The sequence below is a fragment of the Rhodoferax sp. GW821-FHT07F03 genome, from assembly GCF_059418745.1.
On record NZ_JBWKQM010000008.1, the window covers coordinates 43253 to 58172 of the forward strand.

The 14920-nt window shown below is 61.7% G+C and carries 12 protein-coding genes and 1 riboswitch; of the genes, 10 read left to right on the plus strand and 2 right to left on the minus strand.

Going from position 1 to position 14920, the window contains the following annotated elements:
* The first annotated feature begins 48 nt into the window (after positions 1-48).
* Positions 49-1017 (plus strand): NAD(P)-dependent oxidoreductase, encoded by a 969-nt coding sequence (locus AC07R0_RS13355; protein ID WP_495105177.1) that lies wholly within the window; start codon positions 49-51, stop codon positions 1015-1017.
* Positions 1018-1286: 269 nt separating this feature from the next.
* A complete protein-coding gene (locus AC07R0_RS13360; RefSeq protein ID WP_495105178.1) occupies positions 1287-3023 on the plus strand; it encodes a diguanylate cyclase domain-containing protein in 1737 nt (578 codons plus the stop codon).
* An 81-nt stretch (positions 3024-3104) separates the two neighbouring features.
* On the opposite strand, the gene AC07R0_RS13365 is transcribed toward AC07R0_RS13360, so the two are convergent.
* Entirely contained in the window at positions 3105-3353 is a 249-nt protein-coding gene (locus AC07R0_RS13365; RefSeq protein ID WP_495105179.1) for a hypothetical protein, read from the minus strand.
* A gap of 85 nt (positions 3354-3438) precedes the next feature.
* On the opposite strand from AC07R0_RS13365, the gene AC07R0_RS13370 reads away from it, so the two are divergent.
* A complete protein-coding gene (locus AC07R0_RS13370; RefSeq protein WP_495105351.1) occupies positions 3439-4368 on the plus strand; it encodes a LysR substrate-binding domain-containing protein in 930 nt (309 codons plus the stop codon).
* A gap of 76 nt (positions 4369-4444) precedes the next feature.
* Here AC07R0_RS13370 and AC07R0_RS13375 read toward each other — a convergent pair whose 3' ends face one another.
* The gene (locus tag AC07R0_RS13375) at positions 4445-5224 is read right to left on the minus strand and encodes a ParB N-terminal domain-containing protein (protein ID WP_495105180.1); all 780 of its coding nucleotides are present in this window, start codon (positions 5222-5224) and stop codon (positions 4445-4447) included.
* A gap of 211 nt (positions 5225-5435) precedes the next feature.
* On the opposite strand from AC07R0_RS13375, the gene AC07R0_RS13380 reads away from it, so the two are divergent.
* From AC07R0_RS13380 to AC07R0_RS13410, 7 genes are all read left to right on the plus strand, one after another.
* Positions 5436-7001 (plus strand): methyl-accepting chemotaxis protein, encoded by a 1566-nt coding sequence (locus AC07R0_RS13380; RefSeq protein WP_495105181.1) that lies wholly within the window; start codon positions 5436-5438, stop codon positions 6999-7001.
* 187 nt (positions 7002-7188) lie between these two features.
* Positions 7189-7280, plus strand: a riboswitch (cyclic di-GMP riboswitch).
* Between the two features lie 66 nt (positions 7281-7346).
* Positions 7347-8864, plus strand: coding sequence for a S53 family peptidase (locus AC07R0_RS13385; protein ID WP_495096430.1), 1518 nt, complete (start codon positions 7347-7349; stop codon positions 8862-8864).
* A 435-nt stretch (positions 8865-9299) separates the two neighbouring features.
* A complete protein-coding gene (locus tag AC07R0_RS13390) occupies positions 9300-10019 on the plus strand; it encodes an aldolase (RefSeq protein WP_495105182.1) in 720 nt (239 codons plus the stop codon).
* A gap of 157 nt (positions 10020-10176) precedes the next feature.
* A complete protein-coding gene (locus AC07R0_RS13395; RefSeq protein WP_495096653.1) occupies positions 10177-11097 on the plus strand; it encodes a TRAP transporter substrate-binding protein in 921 nt (306 codons plus the stop codon).
* A gap of 78 nt (positions 11098-11175) precedes the next feature.
* Positions 11176-12246, plus strand: a complete 1071-nt coding sequence (locus AC07R0_RS13400; RefSeq protein WP_495105352.1) for a lactonase family protein — start codon at positions 11176-11178, stop codon at positions 12244-12246.
* Positions 12247-12881: 635 nt separating this feature from the next.
* On the plus strand, positions 12882-14264 hold the full coding sequence (locus AC07R0_RS13405) for an MFS transporter (RefSeq protein ID WP_495105183.1): 1383 nt from the start codon (positions 12882-12884) through the stop codon (positions 14262-14264).
* A gap of 100 nt (positions 14265-14364) precedes the next feature.
* A complete protein-coding gene (locus tag AC07R0_RS13410; RefSeq protein ID WP_495074491.1) occupies positions 14365-14862 on the plus strand; it encodes a GNAT family N-acetyltransferase in 498 nt (165 codons plus the stop codon).
* The last annotated feature ends 58 nt before the right edge of the window (positions 14863-14920 follow it).

Consider the following 14920-nt stretch of genomic DNA (forward strand, 5'->3'; position numbering starts at 1 on the left):
TACATTGTGACACTGGTGTAACGGGCCTGGGCAAGTACCCGACAGCGTTTGGATGGGGTACAAACCCTGCTCAGATCAAAGCAAAGGCAGACATCCATGGAACAGACGCGAGAGCACATTGGTTTTATTGGCCTGGGCCTGATGGGCCACGGCATGGCCAAGAACATTGTGGACAAGGGCTATGCGCTCACCGTCTACGCCCGCCGCCCGTCGGCCGCGCTGGAAGACTTGCAGCAGCGCGGCGCCCAGGTGGCGGCGTCACCACAAGCCTTGGCCGCCCAGGCAACGGTCATTTTCTTGTGCGTGACCGGCTCACGCGATGTGGAGGCGTTGCTACGCGGGCCGAACGGCCTGGCGGGCGGTCTGCAGCCTGGTGCGGTGGTGGTGGATTGCTCGACCTCCGACCCGGTGTCCACCGTGGCGCTGGCGGCGGAAATCGCGGCGCTGGGCGCCACGCTGGTGGATGCGCCGCTGGGCCGCACGCCCAAAGAAGCCTGGGATGGCACGCTGGACACCATGGTGGGGGCGGATGCCGCCACCTTCGCCCGCATCCAGCCGGTGCTGGCCACCTGGGCCGGGCGCATCGTGCACATCGGCGGGCTGGGCGACGGCCACCGTATGAAGCTGGTCAACAACTTTTTGTCGCTGGGTTATGCGGCGCTGTATTCCGAGGCCATGACGCTGGCGCAGGCGGTGGGCATTGGGCCGGAGCGGTTTGACTCGGTGATACGCGGCGGCCGCATGGACTGCGGCTTCTACCAGACCTTCATGGGCTATGTGCTGGAGGGCAACAAGGAGGCCCACAAATTCACTCTGCACAACGCCTTCAAGGACTTGCGCTATCTGGAGTCCATGGCCGACGCGGCGGGTATCTCCAACAGCCTGGGCAATGCGGTCAAGAATTCCTTTGCCCTGGCCTTGAAGAACGGCGGGGACCAGGCCTATGTGCCCATGCTGCCCGAGTACATCGCCAAACTCAGCGGCGTGGACTTAGCGCCCAAAGAGGGCGGGCAGTAGCGTGCTATTAAAAATGTAGCTGATGCCGCAGGTGAATCCGGCGTCGCGGTATTTTTTTGTGCAAGAGACGCAGAGGGCAGGGCAGAGTTTGGTTTTACACGCAGCACGGTGCAAGCATGGGCGACTCGGGTACATTTTGGCCATGAGCAGAATAGACCGCAGGGGGCGTGTCAGTTGCGCCCAGACAAGCAAGCCTTACCAGCGGCTGCACGCACGGCAGCCGGGTTGGCGCCCCCGCGCGGCACAGCGTGTCGGCACAGGGCGGGTGGATGGCTAGCGTGTTGCCTCTGCTGCAGACAGTGGCCGACACGCTGGACGGCCTGGGCATCGCCACTTGCGTGTTTGACGACGCCGACAACACCTTGCTGTGGAGCCGCAGCTTTCTCAAATTCTTCCCGGAGCACGCGGCCCATATCCATGCGGGGGAGCCCTACGCGGCCAACCTGCGGCGCTTCTACCAGGGGCGCCTGCCGCCGGAGGAACTGCCGGCCATAGACGACTACATCACCAGAGGCATTGCGCGCCACCGGGTGCAGCAGCGCGCGTATTCGTTCGTACACCGGGGTGTGCGCCTGTGGGTGTCGTCCCTGCCCCTGCCGGAGGTGGGGCGCATCCGTATCTGGCGCGCGCACGACCTGAACACTGGCGGGCTGGGTACCTCCATTCTGGGCACGGCCGATGCGCCATCCATCGACGGTGCGGGCCTGTTCGACAAGCTGCCGGACGGCATCATGGTTACCGGTGCGGACGAACGTATCGAATGGGTCAACGAGCCTTTTGTGCTGCTGTACGGGTTATCGGGGCGCAATGCGGCGGTCGGCCTGCGCTTCGAGAACCTTTACCGCAACTTGTGGAAGGGGCGCGAAGCGCAGGACGGCGCCTTGTTCCAGGAGGGCTTGCTGACCCTGGCCGAAGGCACGCGCTACCAGGGCATACCTGTTGAAGTGCCCTTGCCCGATGGACGCTGGAGCCGCGTCGTCGCCCAGCGCAGCCTGGATGGCAAGGGTTTTTTTGCCCATATGGACATCACCCAGCTCAAGCACCAGCAACAGCAGCTGCAGGATGCCGAGCGCCGGGCCCGCGACAGCGAAGCCATATTGCAGGAAAAATCGGCTCTGCTGGAGGCCACGCTGGAGTGCATGCTGCAAGGCGTGATGCGCATCAGCGCCGAGCGGGTGGTGGTGGTCTGCAATCGGCGTGCCCAGGAGCTGTTGGGCTTGCCCAAGGAACTGATGGACAGCCGCCCCACCTTGGATGCGGTGTTTGCCTACCAGGCTGCGCACGGCGAGTTCGTCCATGTGCCGCCCGAGCTGGTGGAGATCGTGCGCACCGGGGGCGACTTCAGCCGACCTTATTCCTACGACCGTAAGCGCCCGGACGGCAGGGTGATCGAGGTCAACAGCCTGCCCATTCAGGGCGGCGGCGTGCTGCGCACCTATACCGACATCACCGAGCGCAAACGTGCCGATGAGCGCATCCGCCATGTGGCCCGGCATGACGGTCTGACCTCGCTGGTCAATCGGGATGCTTTCCTGGAGGCGCTGAACCATGCCGTCAAGGTGTTTGGCCCGAGCTCCACCGGCTTTGCAGTGCACTTCATCGACATCGACCGCTTCAAGCCCATCAACGACAACTACGGCCATGCCGTGGGTGACAAGGTGCTGGCTTTGCTGGCCCAGCGCATGCGGCAGATCGTCCGAGACGGAGACCTGGTGGCGCGCATGGGCGGCGATGAGTTCGCCGTGCTGCAGTACCGGGTGGAGGGCGTGGAGAGCGCGCTGGGCCTGGCCTACCGCATGCTGGATGGTGTGGCCGAGGACATGGAGATCGAGTCTCACCAGTTGCAGGTGGGGGCATCCATAGGCATTGCGTTGTACCCCGCAGCGGGTGTCGACGCCGACGAGCTGCTGCGCAGTGCCGACGCCGCCATGTACGCCGCCAAGGTCAGCGGACGCGACTGCGTGCGTGTTTTCGGTGTGGACAGTGAACCTGCATCCACCTACTAGGCACCCAGCCTAGAGGTGGGTGATACTCCTGTTTTAATAGCTGCAACCGCAGGTGAATTCTGCGCTAGAGCCGGTTTTCTTCTATATGTTCAAGCGGGATGCCCGCCGCGCTTGCTGCCTGTCATAGCGGGCCAGTTCGCTGTGCTCCTGTGCCTGCCCGTGCACGCGGCTCGGGGCCTGGATGTCGCGCAGCAGGTGGCTGCTGAGCTCGCCCAGGGGCGTTGCGGCGGGCGGGCTGCGGCGGGTGCAGTGCTGCCACAGCCGGGCCAGCAGTTGGGTGCTACTGCGCCAGGCCAGAGGCCGTTTAAGTGCAAGGGTGAAGAGCGTCATGGCAGGCATTCAAATGGATCGCTGGTAAGCATATTCATCCATTGGTCTCTATAAAAGCGCTCATTTCTGCCAAGGCTGGATGCTTATACTTACCAGCATGCCCCGCATTCCCCTGCAAACCCTGCCCACTTTTTGTGCTGTGGCCAAGCTGTCCAACCTGCGCGCCGCTGGTGAACAGTTGCACCTCACGCACAGTGCGGTCAGCCAGCAAATCCGCTTGCTGGAGGAACAACTGGGCTTCTTGCTGTTTGACCGGCGGGGCCGCCGCGTAGTGCTGAATGCCGCTGGGGCCGCGCTGCTGCAAGCGGTAGAGCCTGCGCTGGCCCAGCTCGACGAGGGCATGCGGGCTGCGGCCCTGGCCTCCACCGGCACCGAGCAGCGTTTGCGCATCACCGTATCGCCGTCGTTTGCCCAGCACTGGCTGATGCCGCGCATGGCGCATTGGCGGGCCCTGCACCCCGGCATGGCGGTGGAGTTGCACACCTCGCAGCAGGCCATGGACTTGCCGCGCGAAGGCTTCCACGCGGCGGTGCGCCAGGGCAAAGGCCCGTGGCGCGGGCTGGAGGGCAGCCGCCTGATCGATTCGCAGCAGGTGGTGGTGGCCAGCCCGGCCATGGCCCAGCGCCTGGCCGGCAGCGGCCCCGCCAGCTGGGTCCACGAGCCCTTGCTCGGCACCAGCGAGTGCTGGGAGGCCTGGTTCGCGCTGGCGGGCCATCCCTGCCGAATCCAGCCGGTGGCGGTGTTCAATGATATGGGCCTGATGCTGCAGGCCACCGAGCAGGGCCTGGGCATAGCGCTGGGCCGCGAGCTGGTGGCCGCCGACGCGCTGCGTGATGGGCGGCTGGTGCAGTTGTCTCCCCTGGCCTTGGCGACCGAGGCGTACGACGCCTATTGGTTGGTGTACCCGCCCGAATACCGGGATTGGCCGCCGCTGCTGGCCTTCCAACAATGGTTGCAGGCAGAGTTACAAGTCGCCGCCAACTTGTTGCAGCAGTCCCGGGCGCCTGCAGGCTAACAGGTATTTGCTATTAAATAAGTAGCTACTAGCGCAGGTTCTACCTACGCTAGTAGCCTTTTGGGCTTGTATCCGCTTAGGCCATCAGTTCAGCGATGTGCGCCTTCAGGGCGGCGTTCTCTGCGGTCAGTTCGGCCACGGTTTGCTTCAGTCTGGCGATGATGCCTTCGGGCGTGTCGGGCTCGGTGCGCTCCACCGCCTTGGCCGCGCGTACCTGGCGGGCGGCCTGCTGCAGTTCTTTCTTGCCACCAGCGGCAGCGGCCAGTTGTTCCTCGGCGGGCAGCGTGGCCACAGTGGCGGCAGTGCTGATGGAGATGGTGCCGGACTTCACCGCGGCTACCAGCTCGGGCGTGGCGGTTTTCTGTATCTTCTCAATCTGGCTGATGGTGGCGCTGCTGACGCGGGCTGCCTTGGCCAGGGCCTCGCGGGTCAGCGCGGGCTCGGCGGCAGGCGTGGCCGGGGCTTCGGCAGGTGCCTCCCAGGGCGCGGGGCCGCTGGTGTCGGCCACGGCTTCGGCGGGCGCGGGCTGGTCGCGCCCGGCCAGGATGTCTTTTTTACGCAGGGCCAGCACGCCGCGCTGGAAGTCGGACACGCTGCGCCGGCCCAGGTGCTGGTCAATCATCCACAGGTGCACATCGTCAATGGTCTTGAAGGCCGCGTTCTGTATGGTGTTGAAGGGCAGGTTGTGCTTTTGGCAGATGCCGTAGCGGTTGTGGCCGTCCACCAGCACATCGCCCCACAGCACCAGCGCGTCGCGGCAGCCTTCGGCCAGGATGCTGCGCTCCAGCGCGGCGTGCTCCTCGGGGGTGAGCGGGTCGATGTAGGCAAGCAGTTCGTCGTTGACCGTGATATTCATTTTGTAGCGCTAGCAGGGGAAAAAGGGCGCGATTGTAAAAGGCCGCTCCGTCGCTCGCGCTCGAAGGCGCGCAGAGCGCTGCATATCTGTCTTTACTCAGGCTTTACCCACTTCACCAAACTGTAGTTTTGATAGCAGAATTTGTTGAAAGGGCGCGCGTGTGGCTGATGTGCCTCGGCGTAACGGTGGTTCACCTCACTGGGAGCGAAACATGAACTTGAGCGACTTGAAAATCAGCACCCGCCTGGGCATCGGTATCGCTTTGGCCGCCGGTTTGATGGCGGCGATGGTTTGGGTGGGTGCCAGCAATATGGCGTCCATTCGCGCAACCTTGAACCAGCAGACCAACGACCGCATGCCCAAGATGATGAACGTCAAGGATGTGAAGGACAACCTGCGGGTACGGGCGATCGTGGCGCGTGACATCGTGCTGCTGGAAAGCGCGGCCGATATCCAGAAGCAGGCCGACCGTCTGGCGGATGTGCAAGCCAGCTATCTGAAGCTGGACAAGCAGCTGCAGGACACCGTGATCAGCGCCGCAGCAGTGGCGGCGCTGCGCAAGCTGGAGCTGGCGGTGGAGGCCTTGCAGGCACCTACCAGCCAGGTAGTGGCGCTGGGCAAGGAGAACAAGAACACCGAAGCAACCCAGATGCTGCATACCACGGTGGCACCGCTGCAGCAGGCGGCGACTGACGCGGCCGAAGAAATGGTGGCTGTGCTGACAAAGAATGGAAAAAATGCCGAAGCCTCGGCCCAGGAAAATTACGATTCCGCCATGCTCATGCTGCTCAGCCTGGGGGCTGCGGCCATCGCACTTCTGTGCGCGCTGGGTTGGTTGCTGGTGCGCTCGATCACACGCCCGCTGAACCAGGCGGTGGACGTGTCGCGTGCTGTCGCTGCTGGTGATCTGAGTCTGGAGTTCGAGGCGGTTGGCGAGAACGAAACCTCGCAGCTGCTGCGCGCCCTGCAGGGCATGCAGACCAGTCTGTCCAAGGTAGTGGGCAATGTGCGGCAGAACGCCGAGGGCGTGGCCACCGCCAGCGCCGAGATTTCTCAGGGCAATAACGACCTGAGCGCGCGTACTGAGCAACAGGCCAGCGCGCTGGAGGAAACTGCTGCCTCGATGGAGGAGCTGTCCAGTACCGTGAAGCTGAATGCCGATAACGCCCACCAGGCGAACCAACTGGCGCTGAACGCCTCCAGCGTAGCCATGCGCGGTGGCGATGTGGTCGGCCAGGTGGTTGAGACTATGAAGGGCATCAACGAAAGCAGCAACAAGATTGCCGACATCATCAGCGTGATCGACGGCATCGCCTTCCAGACCAATATCCTGGCCTTGAATGCGGCCGTGGAAGCCGCTCGCGCTGGCGAACAGGGGCGCGGTTTTGCGGTGGTGGCCAGCGAGGTGCGCAGTCTGGCCGGCCGCTCGGCCGAAGCCGCCAAGGAGATCAAGTTTCTCATCAACGACAGTGTGGAGCGGGTAGCCCGGGGCACCAGCCTGGTAGACCAGGCCGGCACCACCATGCAGGAGGTGGTGACGTCGATCCGCCGTGTGGCTGACATCATGGGCGAGATCAGCTCCGCCAGCACCGAGCAGTCGCTGGGCGTGAGTCAGGTTGGCGAGGCGGTTACGCAAATGGACCAGGCCACGCAACAGAATGCCGCCCTGGTCGAACAAAGTGCCGCTGCCGCCGATAGCCTGAAGCTGCAAGCGCAGCAACTGGTGGACGTGGTGGCGGTATTCAAGCTGCGCCACGGTGTCGCACTGGCGGTATAGCGCAGCGGGGGGAGCAGGGGCGCGCCCCGGCTTTCGGGACGTATACCGCGTGTACGGTTTTGTAAATCCCAGGCGGTGTGACAAATGCCCGCAGCCATAAAGGAATTTTTCTGACACACTACGTTTGCACTTCGGGGGCTGAAATTCGCCCTGGTGCCGCGGTCAGTAGGCGGCTTCTGTGAAGCAAAACTGACAAGGGCAAACCTGGCGAAAGCCGGGGACGCAAAGCCACCGGGCTTCGGTGCTGGGTTCCAGCGCCATGCCAGCGGGGTTGCCGTACAGAGTGACGTCAAACTCTTCTCTGTGCACTGTCGCCCTTTTGTTCTTGTAAACCAAGGTGACGACATGCTGAAAACTTATACCTTTTCTCGTTCCACGGCACGTTGCGCAGGCGGCGGCTTGTCTCTGCTGGCGGCACTGGTGCTGAGCGCTTGCGGCGGTGGCGGCGGTGATGTGACGGCTAGCGCGGAATCGGACCCCGTGGCTGCGTTGTCCAGCGTGACGACCGAGGTGTTGCCCACCTTCCATACCGCGCCGGTAGATATCAGCGACCCGTCCCTGGTACCTAGCGACCCGGACGTAGTGCGCACCGAGACCGTGCTGCCCGCCATGGAAGGCATGGTCACAGCCCGTTTGCTGCCCGAAACCGTGGCTTCCGAGGCGGTAGTGGCGCGCCGGTTGGCAGTGGAAAATGCCGGCACCATCAGCGCGCGGGCTGCGTCCACCGTCACCGTCTACACCCCGGCGCAGATCCGCGCCGCCTATAAGTTGCCGGCGGTCAGCGCCACCGGCGTGGTGTCCACTGCGGCGGCGCGTGCCGCCCTGGGCGCTGGCCAGACCATCTACATCGTGGACGCGTACCACAACCCGAACACGTTTTCAGACCTGAACACCTACAGCTCTCGCCTGAACCTGCCTGGCTGCACCAGCGTGACCATTTCCGCGACTGCCAGCCTGCCTCTGGCGGCGGCCAGCACCGCGGCTGGTTGCACCTTCAGCGTGGTGTATGCGGGCGCCACCAGTGGCCGTACGGCGACTGCGCCGGCCTACAACGCCAGCTGGGCGGCCGAGATTGCGATGGACGTGGAGTCGGCCCATGCGATTGCGCCCTTGGCCCGCATCGTCCTGATCGAGGCGGCATCGTCCTCGCTATCGGCCCTAGCCAATGCCATTACCGTGGCCAACAACATGGGCTCGGGCGTGGTCAGCATGAGCTTTGGCGCGCTGGAAGGCTCATGGACTGCATCGGTGGACAGCCTGTTCCAGGTCTCGGGCATGCAGTACACGGCATCCACCGGTGATGCCGGCGCGGCGGTGAACTGGCCGGCCGTGTCCGCCAAGGTACTGGCCACCGGCGGCACCTCGCTGACCTATAACGGCAGCACCCGGTCTGAAGTGGTGTGGACCGGCACCGGCGGCGGCACCAGTGCCTATACCGCCGTGCCCACATACCAGAAGGCCTTGTCTTCCAGCATCACCAAGCGCCGCGTGGCCGATGTGGCCATTGACTCCGATCCTTATACCGGCCAGTACGTGGGGATTACCGTACCCGGCAGTGCCTTTGGCTTCATGTCTGGTGGCGGCACCAGCATTGCAGCGCCCGAATGGGCCGGTTTGCTGGCCATTGCCAGCGCCCAGCGTGCCTTGTCCAGCCTACCGGTGTTGAGCAGCGTGCACAGCGCGCTGTACCTGAATGTGTTGCCCAGCGCTACCTCGTACGCCCAGTCCTTCCTGGATGTGACCAGCGGCTCCAACGGCACTTGCAGCACCTGCAAAGCGACGACCGGCTACGACAGCAGCACCGGCCTGGGCAGCCCGAACGGTACGGCCTTGCTGGGCTTGCTCAGCGCGATCAAGCAGTAAACCCGATCGATGGTGCTCAGCCCACGGTGTCTTCGGGCGCCGTGGGTTTTTTTATTTGCTATTAAAAATATAGCTTCTAGCGCAGGTACTATCTGCGCCAGAGGCCGATTCCCTATAAATTCACGCCAGGGGCTCGGGCAGCGCGATCTTGGTTTCGAACTTCGAGCAGTGCATGGCAAACGCGCTTTTGAAGTTGCGTACATTGTTGTTGGATGAAAACCCCTCGCGCGTGCCTCGGTATGGGTAATACAACTATTTTGCCCATTCGTTTTGGCTGAAAAGCAGCATAGTTTGGCTAAATGCGGTGAATTGTTCCATCGCATTGCCTCAATAATTCTTGCCTGTATTTGCACCGATTCCCCCATCGGTTGGCCCGCGCGGAACAGGCGCCCACACAATCCGCGACAAACATTCCCCAACCTTGAAAGACATGTAATGCCGGTATTGGACTTTGATTCTCCCCAGGTGCTTCAACTGCGCGCCGACCTGGCACTGGCCTTGCGCGCCGCCGCCCACCACGGCCTGGCCGAGGGCGTGTGCAACCATTTCAGTGTGGAACTGCCTGACCAGTCGGGCCGTTTCTTGCTGAACCCGCGTGGCCTGCTGTGGAGCGAGATTGGCGTGGACGACATTGTGATGATCGACGCCCTGGGCAATAAGCTGGCCGGGCGCCACGCGGTGGAGCCCACCGCCATGTTCATCCACGCGGCCATCCACCGCCTGTGCGGCCAGGCATGCGTGCTGCACACCCATATGCCCTACGCCACCGCGCTGACCCTGACCAGTGACCGCGCGCTGGATACCTGTTTGTCGCAGAGCGCCATGCGTTTCCATGGTCGTGTTGCCGTGGATGCGGAGTACAACGGCCTGGCGCTGGACGCATCGGAAGGCGAGCGCATTGCTGGTGTGATGCGGGGGGCCGAAATTGCCTTCCTGGGCAACCACGGCGTGGTGGTCTGCGGGGCGCGCATGGACTATGTCTATGACGACCTGTACTACCTGGAGCGCGCCTGCATGAGCCAGGTGTTGGCGCAATCCACCGGCCGTGCCCTGCGACCCATAGACCCCGCGCTGGCCCAGCGCGTGTGTGAACAGACGCTGGGCGAGCGTTTGCAGTCCGAGCTGTTCTTTGAAGCCTTGCGGCGTACTGTGTAAACCCTTGGTGATCGGAGGTCGGATGTGCTCAAGGTTGGGTTATCATGGTGTAACAAATAGTATCAGCCGGGTGCCGACCAAGGCACCATCTCACTAGGTCGCCATGATTCAAACAACACGGGCTTGTATCTTCTCGGGATTGCTTCTGCTTAGCGGAATGGGGTGGGGGCAAACCGCTTTGCGGGCCTGGAATACCCATCCAGATGGTTATCCGGTCACGGAGGCCATGAAGAGCTTTATTGCGGAAGTGGCGACCCAGACCAAGGGCAAATACAAGATTGAGCTGTTTTCCAACGGCAGTCTGGGCGACCAGCCCAAGGCGGTCGCTATGCTCAAAGCAGGTGAGGTGGATGTCGCCGAGTTCAACTCCGGTCCATTGTCCGATGTGGCACCGGGCCTCAAGGCTTTCAACCTGCCTTTCCTGTTCACGGATACGGCGCATATGTTCCGCTATTTGGACGGTAAGGTTGGTGACCATTTGGCGACCCAATTGCAGGCCTCCGGGTTTGTGGTGCTGGGCTGGTACAACGGTGGCGCCCGCTCCATCTTCTGTGCCAACAAGCCCATCACCCGGCTGGAGGAGCTGGTCGGGCAAAAGATCCGGGTGCAACAGTCCGAGGTGTATATCGAAATGGTCAAGCTGTTGGGCGCTACGCCTGTGGTGATACCTTACAAAGACGTGCTCGATGGCTTGCAGCAGGGCAAAGTAGACTGTGCCGAGGGCAATATGGTGTCTTACGAGTCCACCGGCCAGTACAAGGCTGCCAAGTACATGCTGCAGACCAACCACGTGATTTCACCCGAAGCCTTGGTCGTGTCTACCAAGCTGTGGGATCGGCTTAGCGATGCAGAAAAAGCCGTGTTTAAAAAGGCCGGTCAAAGCTCGGCCTTGCTGATGCGCGACCTTTGGGAAAAGCGGGTTGCCACTGCACGGGCTGCGGTACTGAAAGATGGTGTGCAGCTGTCCAACGTGAAAGATTTTTCGCCCTACATCCGCAAGATGTCTCCGCTGTACGGCAAGTACATGGGCGATCCTTCGGTGCGAGGTGAGTTGTTTGAAATCATTGGCAACCAATAGCGCCGCCTCCCGGGCCACGCAAATCAATATCTTCCAACCTTGACCGGAGAAACTCCTTTGGCCACCTTTAACCCATCCATGCAGCGCGCCGGTTTGTTGCTGGGCGCAGGTCTGCTGGCGCTTGCCGGTAGCGCTGCAGCGACCACCATGGTTTATGTGTCGAACGCGGACAGCCAGGACATCTCTGTGCTGGAGCTAGACAGAAGCCAAGGCGTGCTCAAACCGGTGGAAACGGTTGCTGTAGCCGGGACCGTTATGCCCATGGTTGTCAGCGCGGACAAGCACTTTCTCTACGCGGCACTGCGGTCGCAGCCGTACCGCGTGGTCAGCTTTGCTATAGACGCGAGTAATGGTCATTTACGCAAACTGGGTGAATCCGCATTGGCCGACAGCATGGCCAATATAGATTTGGACGCAACGGGCCGTTGGCTGTTTGCGGCCTCTTATCCAGGGCACAAGATCACCGTGAACAGTGTGGGCAAAGATGGTGTGGTGGGCGCAGTGCAGCAGCTCATTCCTACGTCTCCGTTTGCCCATGCCATCCATGCCGATGCCAGCAACAAATACGTGCTGGCCACCAGCTTGGGTGGGGACACCATATCCAGCTGGCATTTTGATGCAGCCACGGGCCAGCTCGCTCCGAATGAGCCTGCGTTGACTGTCAATGCCCCCAAGTCCGGCGCCCGCCACTTCGTCTGGGACAAGGCCCAGCGCTTTGTCTACCTTGTCAACGAGGTGGATGCATCTTTGTATGTGTACGCATGGGACAGTGCGCGGGGCACGCTGCGTGAGCTGCAACGCACCACAACCCTGCCTGCGGGGTTCACCGGGAAGCCCTGGGCGGCGGACTTGCACCTGCGCCCGGACGGCCGTTTTCTGTATGCATCGGAGCGGACTTCCAGCACCATTTCCACATTCCGGGTAGACCCCAGCACCGGTTTGCTCCAGCCCCTGGGGCAGGCGCCCACCGAGCAGTCGCCACGTGGCTTTGCGATCGACTCCAGTGGCCGATTTCTGATCTCGGCTGGGCAAGACTCCAATAGCGTTTCGGTCCATCCTGTGGATGCTGCAAGTGGTGCGCTGGGGCAGCCCCAACGTTTGGCCGTTGGCAAGAATCCAAACTGGATCGAAATCGTGGATCTGCCCTGAGCGCTGAAAATTTGCATCCAGCAGCACTGCTTTTTCTCTTCAATCGGGGTTGTGTCTGCAGCAGGACCAGATGACCCCGCACAACACCGACTAGGCATGGTAGTCGACGGCCGTAGCCGGAAGTTAGCGTGAACCAGCGCAGAGGTTGACCGCGTCGCTGGGAACCTTCCAGCTCCAGCAAGGCGAAGCCGTCGCTCCCCCCTAGGGCCAGAACCGCGGCGCGCATCGCAAAGTATGGGCAGGGAAGTGCGTTGCGCATTACCCCCTGATGAACTCTTGATTCGACGCTTCCGCACGGCTGTAGCAGGGAGTAACCGCAATATTCAGGGGTTGTGGTCTTTGTTGTCATACGATGTCCTATAACAAATCCATGCAGAAACATGGCAGTTGGGTGGCGAAGGTTTGGCACTTTCAAGCGTGGGATTAAGGGTAAGTACTAGTCATTGTTCAATCAGCCGGTGGAACAATGGTTTTGTTGTCAGACAACAGATGATGTACGGGGTGTCAAACACACCGATCCGGTGTTGCAGGCGACCCCACCCTCTGCAGCATGAATGCTGCATTCACACTGCAGGGGCCTCTTTCACCCTTGAGTTCATGGCCCAGCGGGCGATGGAACACACAGCCAATGCGATATGAGCCAAAAACCTGATATGACCATCAACCCGGGTGACCCCTCGCAGCAAGTCGCTTCAGAGGCCAAGCGCAGCCATGTCCGGTACGGCATCTTGCTGATGATCTTTATCGTGACCACGGTGAACTATGCGGACCGGGCCACGCTGTCGATCACTGGGCCAATGATGAGGTCCGAATTTGGTTTCGATACCGTCCAGCTGGGCTACATCTTCTCGGCGTTCAGTTGGGCCTATGTGCTGTCGCAGGTTCTGGGGGGCTGGTTGTTGGACCGCTTTGGCCCACGCAGGGTGTACGCGGCCAGCATCTTCTTGTGGTCTCTGTTCACCGCACTGCAAGCACTGGTGGGTGTAGTGGGTAGCGCCGCAGTTGCAGTTGCAACTTTGTTCGTGATGCGCTTTTTTGTCGGTATGGCCGAGGCTCCCGCATTTCCGGCCAATGCCAAAGTGGTCGCTAGCTGGTTCCCCACCCAGGAGCGCGGCACTGCTTCGGCGATCTTCAATGCAGCGCAGTACCTGGCCGCTGCCGTGTTTCCTCCCTTGATGGCCGCCATGACGCATTGGTACGGTTGGCGCTCGGTCTACTTGTTCATGGGCGCGCTGGGCATTGCCTTGGCTTTTGTTTGGCTGAAAGTGATTACCAGCCCGGCCAAACACAAGGGCGTCAACCGGGCTGAGCTTGCGCATATCGAGGCCGGCGGCGGCCTGATCCATATGGACGAAGGCGGCGGGCCCAAGGCAACTGCCTTGCCCCCAGGAATGACCGGGCATTACGTCAAGCAGTTGCTGACCAACCGCATGTTGGTGGGTATCAATCTGGGCCAGTTTTCCATCAACGTGTTGACCTATTTCTTTCTGACCTGGTTTCCGGTGTACCTGGTGCAGGAACGGCATATGTCGATTCTGAAAGCGGGCTTCATGGTGTCGCTCCCTGCTATTTGTGGCTTTGCCGGAGGCGTATTGGGTGGCGCTGTTTCCGATTGGTTGATACGGCGGGGCCATTCGTTGACCCTGTCCCGCAAGGCGCCCATCGTGGCGGGCATGCTGCTGTCGTCCAGCATGATTCTGTGCAACTACACGGATTCGGACTGGATGATCGTGGGCCTGATGGCGCTGGCATTCTTTGGCAAGGGTTTTGGCGCACTGGGCTGGGCCGTCATGGCAGACGTTGCACCACGCGAGGTGATTGGTCTGGCTGGCGGTATCTTCAATATGTTTGGCAATGTGGCCGGCATTGTGACGCCCATCGTGATCGGCTACATCCTGGCCGCTACGGGTTCATTCAATGGGGCGCTGGTGTTTGTCGGCGTGAATGCCTTGGTGACCGTGCTGTCCTACCTGGTCATCGTGCAGGACATCAAGCGCATTGAAATCCAACACGCCTGAAGTGTGGGTGTTGAGGGCTTGCCCGGCCTGGTATCGTGGATGTTTGGAGTGCCGTAGGCAAACAGGTTTGTACGGCACGTATTTCATTCTTTGATTCACCATGCCCCACACTATCCGGTCCTTCCAGCCCGCCGACTGGCCCAGCGTCTGGCCTTTGCTGCAGACCACATTCGCCAGCGGCGACACCTATGCCTATGCCCCCGAAAGCAGCGAGGCCGAGATCCGCGCCATATGGGTGGATGCGCCTCTGGCCACCTATGTAGCCTGCGCGGACGATGGCACAGTCATCGGCACCTACAAGCTGCAGCCCAACCAGCCCGGGCTGGGCGCGCATGTCTGCAACTGCGGCTACGTCGTGTCGCCCCAGGCGCGCGGCCAGGGCATTGCGTCGCTGATGTGCGAGCACTCCCAGGCCGAAGCCTTGCGCCTGGGCTTTCGGGCCATGCAGTACAACCTGGTTGTGTCCACCAACGAGGGCGCGGTGCGCCTCTGGCAGAAGCTGGGCTTTCGTATTGTGGGGACCTTGCCCGGAGCGTTTCAGCACCGGCAACGTGGCTACGTGGATGCCTATGTGATGTTCAAGCAGTTGCTTGCCTGAACACGACGCTTGCTATCAATAATGAAGCTGCCTGCGCAGGTAATGTCTGCGTTAGAGG